Below are 12,863 nucleotides of genomic sequence, written 5' to 3'. Positions count from 1 at the left end.
GGTGATCCAACCATCCGGGCGAGCGGCACACCACGAATTGATCAAGAAACACGCCAGGCCATGGCGGGCCGCCCCGGCGCGGTGCATGATCCACCGATCCAGGGTGGACCTCCCGGTCAGCGGTCCATCGCCCCCAGTCGACGAAAGCCCTCTGTGCCAAAGACAGCAGCTTCCAGGACCGCACTTCCCGGCCGGTCGTGGATCATCCTATTTTCGTCACTTTCATACTCACTGTGGACGTAGTCATGGCTGTCGAAGCCGGCAGATTGGCCGTGTCATGAACCAATCCCGCTCGCAAGACGGCTGTCTTGCGAAAATGACAGAAGACTGTCTCGTCCGTTAGGCCGTTTGGTCCTTAACTTTTGTCTGCGGAATGCATAAGTTGCACGGGATCGAACCGAAAGAACCTGGCCCCGTCGGACTGAGGCAAGACAACAACATCAGCAGCCGTCCATGCAAGCGCGGCATGGGCGCCACTTGCGTGATTGCTGGGGATGTGCGAGCCGCCACGCTGGAGTCGCGGTGTGCCGCCATGCCCTCGTAGCGGTGTCGAAGACGCTTCGAGGACCGTTCGGACCGATTCGCCGTTGACCCGAATGGAGAAGGATGGACAAGCACGCCCAGACCGGCTGGTTGCAGAAACTTGTCACCCGTCGCTCTGTGCTCGCCACAAGCACCGTCGGCCTGGCCGTACCGGCCGCCATGACGCTGGGCGCGGCCGCACCGGGCGGATCGGCCGCACAGGCACAGACCGGTGTGGTCAAGAAGATCACCATGTACGCGGAGTACCTGCCGGGTCAGACCACCAACTACTTCATCGGCTACGGCCTCGAAGAGGGCAAGCCGTCGATCCCCGGTCCCCTGCTGCAGATCTACGAGGGCGACACGCTGGAGATCACCCTGGTCAACAAGACCGACCAGCGGCTGTCGATCCACCCGCACGGCGTGGACTACAGCACCGAGTCCGACGGCAGCCCGCTCAACGACTCCTTCAACGCCCCCGGCCAGACCCGGGTGTACACCTGGCGGAGCAACGAGATGTCCGCCGCCGAAGGCAGGCGGTTCATGCCGGGCAGCGCGGGCTACTGGCACTACCACGACCACGCGTACGGCGACCACGGCACCGCGGGCCTGTTGCGCGGCATGTACGGCGGGCTGATCGTGCGCCGCCGCGGCGACATCCTGCCGGAGAAGACCTTCGTGGTCGTCATGGACGACACCAGGATCAACCACAAGAAGGCGCCGGACACCCCGATGTTCGAGGCCAACCTCGGCCAGCGCGTCGAGTGGCTGGCGATCGGCCACGGCAACCTGTACCACACGTTCCACCTGCACGCGCACCGCTGGGCCGACAACCGCACGGGCATGCTCGAGGGGCCGTCCGACCCCAGCCGCGTGATCGACATCAAGGACCTCAACCCGGGCACGTCGTTCGGCTTCCAGGTCATCGCGGGCCAGGGTGTCGGCCCGGGCGCGTGGATGTACCACTGCCACGTGCAGAGCCACTCGGACAGCGGGATGTCCGGGATCTTCCTCGTCCGCAACGCGGACGGCAGCATGCCCCCCGGTGCGCAGGAAGCGATCGACCGCTTCCACGGCCACGAGCACAAGCCCGCGGCAGCCGACACGGCACCGCCGCCAGGAGAACCGGCGACGCAGGGGCACGCGCATCACAACTGACCTCCTGGCCTGCCTACGACAAAGGAGTTAGGGATGGGGCGACGGCTTATGACTGGCCGATTTCGCAGGAGAACAGGGAGACAAGCCTTATTGGTGCTGACCGCCGCGGCGGCCATGGTGGGCGGAACGCTGACATCCGCCGCCGCGGCACCGCAGCAGCAGGCACCCGCGGCTGCTGTCGCCGACACCGGCGTCAAGGTCCTGGTGTTCCACGGTCCGCTGGCCGACCAGCAGGACCCGGTGGCCAAAGCGGCCACCACTGTCAAGGAAATCGGCGCGGCCAACGGCTTCTCGGTCGACACGACCTCGGACCCGAACGCGTTCACCGCGCAGAACCTCGCCGCCTACCGCGGCGTGGTGTTCCTGTCCGCGGAGAAGGCCGCGCTGACCCGCGACCAGGAAGCCGTGCTGCAGGCATACATCAAGGCGGGCAACGGGTTCCTCGGCGTCGGCGACGCGGCCAAGGCGCAGCCCGACTCGGCGTGGTTCACCGGTCTGATCGGCACGCGTCCGGTCAACACCTTCTCCACACCGGAATCGGTCGGCACCGTCACCGCGAGCGCGGAGAACGCGCCGAACGAGACCGCGGCGAAGGCGGCCGACAACAACCCGGGCACCAAGTGGTTGACGTTCAACCCGACCGGGTGGCTGGCCTACCAGATGAAGTCGGCCTCGGCGGTCAACCGGTACTCGCTCACCTCGGCCAACGACTACGTCGGCCGCGCGCCGAAGGACTGGACCCTCGAGGGCTCCAACGACGGCACCACGTGGACGAAGGTGGACCAGCAGTCCAACCAGGTGTTCACCGACATCTTCCAGACCAAGCTGTACCCGATCGCCTCGCCGGTGTCGTACACGAACTACCGGCTCACCATCACCGCCAACAACGGTGACCCGATCATCCAGCTGGCCGACCTGAGCCTGTTCGCCGGGGACCCGACTCCCCCGCCGCCGCCCGGGGTCAACCAGGCGGTGGTGAACATCCTCGACCGGCAGCACCCGGCCACCAAGGGCCTGCCGCTCAACCTCACCCGCTCCGACCGGTGGTACAACTGGTCGCCGAACCCCGTCGGCACCGTGCACACGGTCGCGCAGGTCGAGGAGCGGCACTACGACCCGGGTCCGGGCGCCAACGGCCCGTTCCACCCGGTGTCCTGGTGCCGTGACTACGAAGGCGGCCGGTCGTTCTACACCGGGATGGGCCACACCGAGGGCAGCTACAGCGAGCCCGCGTTCCGCAGCCACCTGACCGGCGCGCTGCAGTGGACGACCGGTGTGGTGCGCGGTGACTGCCAGGCCACCATCGCCTCGAACTACAAGATCGAGCGGCTGACCGCGGCCAACAAGCCGGGCCAGCTCGACCAGATCGGTGAACCGCACGGCATCACCACCGCCCCCGACGGCACGATCTTCTACGTCGGCAAGGCGGCGTGCCCGTCCGGCGAGATCTCCGACTGGGAAGACCCGAACGTCGGCCTCGGTTGCGGCACCATCCACCAGTACAAGCCGGACACCAAGCAGGTCAAGCTGCTCACGACCCTGCCGGTGATGGGCAACCGCGGTGGCGGCGGTGAGCTGCAGAAGAACGAAGAGGGCCTGCTCGGCATCGTGCCGGACCCGAAGTTCACCGAGAACGGCTGGATCTACGTCTACTGGATGCCGCACGACACGGTCGACCGCGTCAAGCACACCGGCAAGCGGACGATCTCGCGGTTCACCTACGACCGCACCGCCCAGACGATCGACCAGAGCACGCGCAAGGACCTGCTGCAATGGTTGACGCAGGAGCACAGCTGCTGCCACGCCGGTGGCGGCATGGCGTTCGACGCCAAGGGCAACCTGTACGTGGGCTCCGGTGACAGCAACTCCTCGGAGGGGTCGGGCGGGTACTCCGGCAACAACTGGACCAAGGACTTCGAAGGACTGTCCTTCCAGGACGCACGCAGGACCGCGGGCAACACCAACGACCTGAACGGCAAGATCATCCGCATCCACCCGGAGGCGGACGGCACGTACACCATCCCGCAGGGCAACCTGTTCCCGCCGGGAACGGACAAGACCCGCGCGGAGATCTACGTGATGGGCGTGCGCAACATCTCGCGCCTGCAGATCGACCCGGTCACGCAGTGGCTGACCGCCGCGTGGGTCGGCCCGGACGCCACGAAGCCGAACCCCGAACTCGGCCCGGCCAAGTACGAGACCGCCACGATCATCACCGAGGCGGGCAACCACGGCTGGCCGTACTGCATGGGCAACAAGCAGCCGTACCGCGACCGCAGCAACACCGACGCCAATGTGTTGACCGGGTGGTACGACTGCAACGCGCCGAAGAACAACTCGCCGCGCAACACGGGTCTGGTCGACCTGCCGCCGGTGAAGAACAACATGATCTGGTACACGCCGGACGGCGGCGGCCCGGTCTTCCCGGCCCGGCCGGACGGCAGCGGCCTGCCGACGTACAAGGACACGGACGCCACCTACACCCAGCCGTACCTCAAGGGTGGCAACCAGGCCGTCATGACCGGCCCGACCTACCACCGCGAGCTGATCAACGCCAACAGCGGTGTGGCGTGGCCGGAGTACTGGAACAACAAGTGGTTCATCGGTGACCAGGGCAACGCACAGAACCGCATCGCGGTGACGGCGGACCCCGCCGGTGTCCCGACCGGCCAGCCCCCGGCGTTCGCCGAGTCCCTGCGGGCGATCATCCCCGGCGGCAACGGCAGCACGCAGCTGCAGAGCTGGATGGACGCGAAGTTCGGCACGGACGGCGCGCTCTACCTGCTCGACTACGGCGGCGGGTTCTTCACGCTGCACCAGAACCAGAAGCTGATCAAGATCAGCTACACGGGCGGCGCACCGACGCCGCGGCCGACGGCCACGTCGACCGCCGTGCAGAACAAGCCGCTGACCTACGGGTTCTCCGGTTCGAAGTCCGGTGGCGTGTCCTACCGGTGGGACTTCGGCGACGGCACGCAGTCGACCGAGGCCAACCCGATCCACACCTACGCCCGCATCGGTACGTACAACGCGAAGCTGACGGTGACGTACGCCAACGGCGAGACCCAGGTCCTGCCGGTGACCGTGAACGTCGGGTGCGCGGTGCCCGACAGCCGCGGCACGGTGTTCATGGGCGGCACGGACTCCGGTGTGGCCAACAAGCCGGTCGGCGGCGGCTGCACGATCAACGACATGGTCGACGACGAGAGCCCGTGGACCGACCACGGCGCGTTCGTCCGGCACGTCGAGGCCCTGGCCGGGCAGCTGCAGAAGGACGGTGTGATCAACAGCCGCGAGAACGGCGCGTTGGTGCGCGCCGCGGCCGGATCGGACATCGGCACGGCGGCCAACACCGGCTACCAGTCGATCTACAACGGCACCGAGGCGTCGCTGAAGGACTGGGTGCAGGCACCGGGCGGGTCGTTCTCGATCCAGCCGGACGGCTCACTGCGTTCCTCCGGCGGGCTGGGCATGCTGTGGTACGCGGGCAAGCAGTTCGGCGACTTCTCGGTGAAGATGCAGTTCCGGGATTCCTCGCCGGGTGACACCCGCGCCAACAGCGGCATGTTCACCAGGTTCCCGGATCCGCGCACTCCGCTGGAGCAGCGTCCCCCGGGCAGCTGTGGCACGGTCGGCAGCGCCCGCACCTCGCAGGCGTGGGTCGCGATCTACTGCGGACACGAAGTCCAGATCTACGACGGCACGACCGGTGAGCCCCAGAAGACCGGGTCGATCTACAACTTCGACCCGAACACCCTGGACAACGCCGGTGCCACGCCGAAGGGCGTCTGGAACGACTACGAGATCCGGGTCGTCGGACAACACTACACGATCATCCGCAACGGCAAGGTGATCAACGAGTTCGACAACACGCCGGGCAAGCAGTCGTCGCGCGAGGGCGACCCGCCGACCGACATGCGGCAGTTCGCCAGTGGCTTCCTCGGTCTGCAGAACCACGGCAACTCCGACGTGATCGATTTCCGCAACATCCGAGTGCGGTCGCTCTAGAACCGCATGGACCGGCCGGTGCGTCCTGCTTGCGCGGCGCACCGGCCGGTCCCCGCACTCACCGGAAGGTGCAGCATGTTTCGACGCTTGATCGCCGGGGTGGCAGGCGCGCTGATGGTGACGTCCATCGCCATGGCCATACCGGCATCCGCAGTTCCGACCCCCGCCTCCGCCCCCGTTCAGGCGCAGGCGCAGCAGGTGCTGAGGTGGACCGCCAGCCAGGCGACCGACCAGTACACGTCGTTCCCGACCACGGCTGTCGCGGGCAAGGCCACCATCCAGTTCGAGAACAGCAAGGCCACCCAGAGCATCGACATGACCCACACCCTGACGTTCGACCGGGACACACCCGGGTACAACACCGACGTCAGGCTCAACATCACCGCCAACCCGGAGGACGAGCAGCAGGGCAAGTGGGAGGCGGAGGTCACCCTCACCCCGGGCAAGTACCGCATCCACTGCACGTACCCCGGTCACCAGACCATGGTCACCGAGTTGACGGTGCTGCCGGACGGTGAGGACACCACTCCCCCGACGGTCAGCGCGGCGGTGAAGGGAACCAAGGACACCAACGGCAACTACGTCGGCAAGGCGACTGTCGAGGTGACCGCGTCGGACTCGCAGTCCGGTGTGGACAAGGTCGAGTACCAGATCAACGACCAGAGCTGGCAGCCGTACACCGCACCGGTCGACTTCACCACCGAAGGCGACTACTCGGTGCAGTACCGCGCGACCGACAAGAAGGGCAACCAGTCCGAGGTCGGCTCGACGCGGTTCAAGGTCGTCCCAGGGCAGACGGACAAGACCCCGCCGACAGTCAGTCACGCGATCACCGGTGACAAGGACCCGCAGGGCAACTACATCACCAAGGCCACTGTCGCGGTCACCGCGACGGACACCGAGTCGGGCGTGAAGTCCACGGAGTACAAGCTCGACTCGGGCAACTGGACCGCCTACACCGCACCTGTCGTGGTCTCGACCGAGGGCATGCACATGCTCCACTACCGGGCCATCGACAACGCCAACAACGTCTCGCCCGAAGGCATGGCCCACTTCACGGTCGTGGTCCAGCAGCCGGACACCACTCCCCCGACGGTGACCTCGGCGGTCGCGGGTGACAAGGACCCGCAAGGCAACTACATCACCAAGGCAACCGTCACCCTGACCGCGACCGACACCGGTTCGGGTGTCAAGTCGACCGAGTACAAGGTGGACGCGGGCAACTGGACCGCCTACACGGCGCCAGTCATTGTCAGCACAGCCGGTGCGCACACGGTCAAGTACCGCGCGACCGACAACGCCAACAACGTCTCACCGGAAGGCACAGCGAGCTTCACGGTCGTGGCTCCGCCAGACACCACACCGCCCACAGTCACCTCCGCCGTCACAGGCGACAAGGACCCCCAAGGCAACTACATCACCAAGGCGACCGTCACTCTGACCGCGATCGACACCGGTTCGGGTGTCAAGTCGACCGAGTACAAGCTCGACTCAGGTGCATGGACCGCCTACACCGCACCGGTTGTGGTCAACACGGCTGGCGCCCACACGGTCACGTACCGGGCTACGGACAACGCCAACAACGTCTCCGCCGAAGGCACGACCACCTTCACCATCGTGGCTCCGCCAGACACCACACCGCCCACAGTCACCTCCGCCGTCACAGGCGACAAAGACGCCCAAGGCAACTACATCACCAAGGCAACCGTCACCCTGACGGCAACCGACACCGGATCAGGTGTCAAGTCGACCGAGTACAAGCTCGACTCCGGCAACTGGACCGCCTACACCACACCAGTCGTCGTCAGCACAGCCGGTGCGCACATGCTGCACTACCGGGCCACCGACAACGCGAACAACGTCTCCCCCGAGGGCATGGCCAACTTCACGGTGGTGGTCCCGCAGCCTGACACCAACCCGCCGACGACCAGCGCGGCCGTCACGGGTGACAAAGACCCGCAAGGCAACTACCTCGGCAGCGCGTCCGTCACGATCACCGCGACCGACGCCGAGTCCGGGATCCAGTCAGTCGAGTACTCGCTGGACAACGCCGCCTGGACGCAGTACCTGAACACCATCTCGGTCGCCACCAAGGGCGCGCACACCGTGAAGTACCGGGCCACCGACAAGGCGGGCAACGCCGCGGCGGAGAAGTCCGTGTCGTTCACCGTGGTCGAGTCCGGCTCGGACAAGTGCCCGAACTCCGACACCAGGGCGACTGTGATCATCGAACGCGACGACACCGGTGTCGCGAACCCGGACACCGGCAATGGCTGCACCGTCAGCGATCTCGTGGACCAGTACCGCAACTGGGAAAGCCACGGGGTGTTCGTCAGGCATGTCGACACCGTCACCAGCGAGCTGGTGGCCCGCGGCGTGCTGTCCCGCCGGGACGCAGGCACCATCGTGCGCGCGGCCTCGCGATCCGACATCGGCAGTTAGTTCCTTTCAACGCAGCAGGGAGAAAACAGATGGCTAGACGGACCGCATCCGCGCTCGCGGCTCTGAGCGCCGTGGTCACCGCGTCCGTGATGATGGCCGCGCCCGCCAACGCCGGCTTCGTCACCTACTGCGAGGGCGAAGGCGGCCCTGTGACGCTGCCGACCGACCTCGCCGTGGCGCCGGGCAAGTCCTGCACCTTGGACAGGACGGTCATCACCGGGAACGTGAAGGTCGGCGAGGGCGCCAACCTGATCGTCAAGGGCGGCACCATCAACGGCGCGGTCGAGGTGGCCTCGGACGGCTACTTCGACGCGACGGCCACCCGGGTCGACGGTGACGTCACGCTGGCTCCCGGCGGGTTCGGGCTGTACCTGAGGAACACGGGCACCGCGAAGGTGACCGTGCAGCCGAAGACCGCGTCGCAGAGCTTCCTGTTCGTCGAGGGACAGTCGAAGATCGACGGCGCCCTCAGCTCGAGCGCGGGCGAGGTCAAGGTCGTCGACAGCGAGGTCCTCGGCAACGTCACCACGAACGGGTCGCTGTACACCGACCTGACGAACGCGTTCGTCGACGGCACCGTGTCCGTGCTGAACAACAGCGAGGGCAGCGTTGTCTGCGGTGGTGCCGTGCAGGGCAAGGCCACCTTCGCGGGCAACCGCGGCGGCGTGCAGCTCGGCCCGAACGGCGGCCTGGACTCGTGTGCCAGCGGCGGCTACTTCGCACGCGACGTCAACATCAACAACACCACCGGCAAGTCGTCGGTGGACGACACCATCATCAACGGCAAGCTGGAACTGTCGGCCAACAACCCGGTCGCCCAGCTCGCCGCGAACAACCGGATCCGCGGTGGCGTCGTCGGTGAGTCGACCTCCCCGGCAGCCGCCCGCGCCCTGGCCTCCGCCGAGCGCCAGAGCGCAGCGGAACAGAAGGCAGCTGACCGGACGGCAGCGGCCACCAGCGCCGCCGCCGCGAAGGGCAAGGCCCGTCTCTGACGGGTCCGCATGAAAGCGCCCGGGGACCCGACAACGACGTCGGGCCCCGGGCTTGTCACCTTCTGGAATGATTTCGGCCCGCGAGTAACACCGAACGTCACCACTCGATCTAGAGTTGCCGGGGCGCTGCCCCATTGCTGACTGGTCGAGATGAACGAGGGTGTGGATGCAGGCTAGTACGCTGACTCCCCAGAAACTGTTCGAGCCGCAGGTGCGGTATGTCATCCCGGTCTTTCAGCGTCCGTATGTGTGGAAGATCGAGAAACAGTGGGAACCGCTCTGGGCAGACGTCCGGGCCGTGGCGGAAGAGCTGCTCGACGCCGCGGGGGGTTCCGGCAGTCAGGCTGTGCCGCCGCATTTCCTCGGGGCTGTCGTGCTTGACCAACAACAAAGCCCATCCGGGTACATCGCGGTACGTCACGTCATCGACGGACAGCAACGGCTGATCACTCTTCAGCTCCTGCTCAATGCCACCCGGCAGGTCACCGAACACCACGGGCGCTCACGGGACACCGCCTTGCTCGCCACGTTGGTGCGCAATCCCGAGCACGTGGTCGACAGCGACGACGAGCTTCTCAAGGTGTGGCCGATCTCGGCGGATCGAGGCGCCTTCCAGTCGGCCATGGACTCCGATCGCGAAAACGACGGGGGTGAGCACCTCGTCAGCCAGGCGATCGCGTTTCTGCGCGACCGGATCACGGCGTGGGCGCTCGACTCGAACGGGCAGACCACCCCGGAGCAACGGCTCCAGGCACTGACGATGACGCTCGCGCAGCACCTCAAGCTGGTGGTCATCGACCTGGAGCCCGGCGACAACGCCCAGGCCATCTTCGAGGCGCTCAACGACCGGGGCAGTCCGCTGCTGGCCGCCGATCTCATCAAGAACGCGGTATTCCAGGCCGCCGAACGGCAAGGGGCTGGACGCTGAGGCATTGAATCAGCGGCATTGGGCGGCCTTGGACGCCCCCTACTGGCGTGAAGAACAGCGACAGGGACGACTCAACCGGCCGCGGATCGACGTCTTCCTGAACTACTGGTTGACCATGCGGCGTGCCCACGTCGTGCCTTCGGACCGCATCTTCACCGACTTCCGTGATCACGTGCTCGCAGGCAGTCCGGACGTCCGGCCTGTGCTCGACGAACTCAGCCGCGACAGCGCGTGCTACCGGCAACTCGCTCAGCAGCCACCCTTTTCGGTGCCTGGCACGTTCTACTACCGGGTCATCGAGGTCCTGGACATCGCGGCCACCATGCCTGTGCTGCTGTGGCTGATGCGCCCGGCATCGGGGGTTGCGGCAGCAGCCCGAGATGAGGCGTTGCAGGCTGTGGAAAGCTGGGTGGTGCGACGAACGCTGAGCCGGGTGACGCTGGCCGACACCAACAGCACCATGGTGGAGTTGCTGCACCAGTTGCACGCCGTCGAACCGGCGATGGCCGGGCAGGTGGCGAGGCGTTTCCTCGCCGCGCAAACAAGCGAGACCAGGCGGTGGCCCGGGGACGACCAAGTCGTGGAGAGCCTGACGGGCATGCGGTTGTACACGGCCCTGGTGCCGCGAAGGCGGGCCCGCATGTTGCTCGAAGCGCTCGAAGACGACCTGCGCTCGCCCAAGACGGAGGAAGCACACTGCAGGCGTGGCGTTCTGACCATTGAGCACATCATGCCGCAGAAATGGAGGGCCCATTGGGGCGCTGACATTGCCGGCGACCCCGCTGCCGGACACCGGCGTGCCGAACTCGTCCAGACACTCGGCAATCTGACGCTGCTGGCCGGGAAGATGAATCCCTACGTCTCGAACCATCCATGGCTGTCAGTCGAGGTCGACGGCAAGCAGATCCCGGGCAAGCGCGGATCCTTGTTCGACCACAGTGTGCTGCTGCTCAACAAGCGCCTGATCGACGCTCATCCGAACGCATGGACTGACGAGGACATCCTGAGTCGTACTCAACAGCTGGCGAAACGAGTGACGGCCATCTGGCAACGGCCGTGAGCGAGGTCGAGATCTGGAGGCGCTCCGGCCGAGGTCGGAGCGCCCATCCTTGACAGGTTTTGCCCGCTCCCCTAGCCGAGGCCGAGCACGGCCACCATCACGGGCAGGCCGACGAGGATGAGGATCGCGCCGACCACGTCGAACGAGATACCGGACCGGATCATCCGGGTGATCGAGACGGCGCCGGAGCCGTAGACCACAGCGTTCTGGGGCGTGGACACCGGCAGCATGAAGCCGAACGACGCGGCGAACGTGGCGGCCAGCGCGGGCACGAACGGATTCGCCCCCGCCGCCACGGCGATCGGGATGACGATGGGCACCACGACCGACGCCGACGCGGTGTTGCTCGTCGTCTCCGAGACCACCACCGCCAGCAGCACGGCGAAGATCGTGATCGTCACCGTGCTGCTCAGCCCCAGCGACTGCGACGCGGACTGCCCCAGCGTCTTGGCCAGCCCGGTGCTCGCCAGCAGCGAGCCGAAGATGATGCCGGTGCCGAACAGCACGATCGTGCCCCAGTCGATCGCGGCCGCGTCCCGCCAGCGCAGCGTGAACTCGCGGTTGGACCAGTCGGTGGGCAGCAGGTACAGCAGCGCCGCGCCCAGCACTGCCACGACGCCTTCGTTGAGACGGCCGCTGACGGCGTCGTACACCGCGGAGTCGTTGCCGAAGCCCACTGCGACGATCCCCGGCGCGATCCAGAGCGTCACCGTCACACCGAACGCGATCAAGGTGTTCTTCTCCGCGCGTGACAACGGGCCCATCTCGGCGCGCTGCTGGGCGATGTAGTCGCTCACGCCCTCGATGCGGCGGATCTCCGGGCGGTTGAGCAACAGCAGGATCACCACGAGCACGACGAACATCAGCAGGCAGATCGGCAGCGCGACCAGGAACCACTGGGCGAACGAGATCCGCTCCCCCGTCGCCTTCTCGATCAGGCCGCGGCCGATCAGGTTCGGCGGGCTGCCCACCGGGGTCAGCAGGCCGCCGACGCTGGCGCCGTACGCGAGCATCAGCATCAGCGCGGCGCCGACACGCAGCCGCAACGGGTCGAAGTCCTCGGCGACCATGTTCCTGTCCTGCAACAGCTTCGCGATCACGGCCAGGATGCCGACCGCTGTGGGCAACAGCATCGCCACCGTCGCGGTGTTGGACACGAACGCCGAGAGCAGGCACGTGATCCCGCCGAACGCGATGATCACGCCGAACGTCGACGAGCCGACACGGGGCAACGCCAGGATGCGGAACGCGAACCGCCGCGCGATCCCGTGCTTCAGCATGGCCTGGGCGAGGATGAACGCCCCGATGAACGTGAAGATCGTCGACGACCCGAACGGTTCGAGCGCGTCGTCCGCGGGCACGACCCCGAGGAGCACGATCAGCGCGACGCCGATCAGGCCGCCGACCGGGATCGGCACGGCCTCGGTGATCCACAGCACGATCACGCCGAGCAGGATGCCCGCGAGCGTCTGCTGGTTGCCTGCCAGGTCAAGGGGTAACGCCAGGAACACGACGGTCACCAGTGGGGCGAGCCATAACCCGACGGTGCGCCGTGCTTTCTCGAACCGTTCCTCGGCCGGGGAGAGCTTCTGCTCGCCGAGGCTGCGATAGGTGCTGTGGCCCAGCAGCGCGCTGTCCACATCGGTGCGATTGCGGGTCCGATCGTCCATGATCGCCTCCCATCCGCGTGGAGCCGGAACACGAATCGTGACACAGTCCACGGACCGACAGGACCACTCGGTCGATGACAGAA

Annotated in this window: 7 protein-coding genes; 6 read left to right on the top strand and 1 reads right to left on the bottom strand. The window is 66.7% G+C overall.

Features of this window, described 5'->3' with window-relative positions; all coding sequences use genetic code 11:
- The first annotated feature begins 606 nt into the window (after positions 1 to 606).
- The 6 genes from ALI144C_RS23160 to ALI144C_RS23135 all read left to right on the top strand — a co-directional run bounded on the left by ALI144C_RS23160 (position 607) and on the right by ALI144C_RS23135 (position 11,110).
- A complete protein-coding gene (locus ALI144C_RS23160) occupies positions 607 to 1,680 on the top strand; it encodes a multicopper oxidase domain-containing protein (protein ID WP_083753307.1) in 1,074 nt (357 codons plus the stop codon).
- Positions 1,681 to 1,713: 33 nt separating this feature from the next.
- A complete protein-coding gene (locus ALI144C_RS23155; RefSeq protein WP_076989243.1) occupies positions 1,714 to 5,688 on the top strand; it encodes a ThuA domain-containing protein in 3,975 nt (1,324 codons plus the stop codon).
- A 75-nt stretch (positions 5,689 to 5,763) separates the two neighbouring features.
- Positions 5,764 to 8,130, top strand: a complete 2,367-nt coding sequence (locus tag ALI144C_RS23150; RefSeq protein WP_143230810.1) for an OmpL47-type beta-barrel domain-containing protein — start codon at positions 5,764 to 5,766, stop codon at positions 8,128 to 8,130.
- A gap of 29 nt (positions 8,131 to 8,159) precedes the next feature.
- Entirely contained in the window at positions 8,160 to 9,122 is a 963-nt protein-coding gene (locus ALI144C_RS23145; RefSeq protein WP_143230809.1) for a hypothetical protein, read from the top strand.
- 166 nt (positions 9,123 to 9,288) lie between these two features.
- On the top strand, positions 9,289 to 10,050 hold the full coding sequence (locus tag ALI144C_RS23140; RefSeq protein ID WP_076989240.1) for a DUF262 domain-containing protein: 762 nt from the start codon (positions 9,289 to 9,291) through the stop codon (positions 10,048 to 10,050).
- Positions 10,051 to 10,054: 4 nt separating this feature from the next.
- A complete protein-coding gene (locus tag ALI144C_RS23135) occupies positions 10,055 to 11,110 on the top strand; it encodes an HNH endonuclease family protein (RefSeq protein WP_143230808.1) in 1,056 nt (351 codons plus the stop codon).
- A 71-nt stretch (positions 11,111 to 11,181) separates the two neighbouring features.
- On the opposite strand, the gene ALI144C_RS23130 is transcribed toward ALI144C_RS23135, so the two are convergent.
- On the bottom strand, positions 11,182 to 12,780 hold the full coding sequence (locus tag ALI144C_RS23130; RefSeq protein WP_076989238.1) for an SLC13 family permease: 1,599 nt from the start codon (positions 12,778 to 12,780) through the stop codon (positions 11,182 to 11,184).
- Between the last annotated feature and the right edge of the window lie 83 nt (positions 12,781 to 12,863).

The sequence above is a fragment of the Actinosynnema sp. ALI-1.44 genome (assembly GCF_001984155.1).
Lineage (GTDB): Bacteria > Actinomycetota > Actinomycetes > Mycobacteriales > Pseudonocardiaceae > Kibdelosporangium.
This window is presented reverse-complemented; position numbering and strand designations above follow the sequence as displayed.

What these genes read in the sequence shown, in the direction of transcription:
- ALI144C_RS23160 (WP_083753307.1), top strand. Translation starts at nt 607, where the DNA reads ATGGACAAGCACGCCCAGACCGGCTGGTTGCAGAAACTTGTCACCCGT.
- ALI144C_RS23155 (WP_076989243.1), top strand. Translation starts at nt 1,714, where the DNA reads ATGGGGCGACGGCTTATGACTGGCCGATTTCGCAGGAGAACAGGGAGA.
- ALI144C_RS23150 (WP_143230810.1), top strand. Translation starts at nt 5,764, where the DNA reads ATGTTTCGACGCTTGATCGCCGGGGTGGCAGGCGCGCTGATGGTGACG.
- ALI144C_RS23145 (WP_143230809.1), top strand. Translation starts at nt 8,160, where the DNA reads ATGGCTAGACGGACCGCATCCGCGCTCGCGGCTCTGAGCGCCGTGGTC.
- ALI144C_RS23140 (WP_076989240.1), top strand. Translation starts at nt 9,289, where the DNA reads ATGCAGGCTAGTACGCTGACTCCCCAGAAACTGTTCGAGCCGCAGGTG.
- ALI144C_RS23130 (WP_076989238.1), bottom strand. Translation starts at nt 12,780, where the DNA reads ATGGACGATCGGACCCGCAATCGCACCGATGTGGACAGCGCGCTGCTG.